General features: G+C 54.6%; 1 pseudogene. It reads left to right on the top strand.

Features of this window, described 5'->3' with window-relative positions:
• Nucleotides 1–15: 15 nt before the first annotated feature.
• Nucleotides 16–518: pseudogene (locus K5E19_RS23955) on the top strand (alkene reductase); the annotation flags it as partial.

Here is a 518-nt window from a genome sequence, read left to right as displayed (position 1 = left end):
ACTAAGGAGGGGCCGGTGAAACAGCTTTTTACACGTTATCCGCTGGCTGACGGGCTACTCAGCAATCGATTTGTGATGGCCCCCATGACACGCTCACGGGCTATGGATGGGCATGCGGATGCACTGACAACGTTGTATTACGCTCAGCGAGCGAGTGCAGGGTTAATCGTATCAGAAGCACTGCCTGTTTCCCGGGAAGGTACAGGGTATTTGTATACCCCCGGTATTTATCTTGACAGCCATATTCAGGCATGGAAACCCGTGACTCAGGCAGTTCATGGCAAAGGGGGAAAAATATTCGCCCAGCTATGGCATGTCGGAAGGGTTTCGCACACACGTCTGCAGCCCGACGGGAAGCCGCCGGTCAGCTCAGTTGCGGTTCAGGGAGGGAGTTGTTTTGCGCCTGGCGATGACGGAGTTGCCACAACCCTTTCCGCTACGCCGCCGCGAGCCCTTGAAACGGAAGAGATTAGCCGTGTAATCAATGATTTCCGAAAGGCCGCTGTCAATGCCATAGA

This window comes from Enterobacter sp. RIT637 (genome assembly GCF_019718755.1).
Classification (GTDB): domain Bacteria; phylum Pseudomonadota; class Gammaproteobacteria; order Enterobacterales; family Enterobacteriaceae; genus Enterobacter.
Note: the sequence above shows the minus strand (reverse complement) of the source record. Positions and strands in the feature narration are given on the sequence as shown.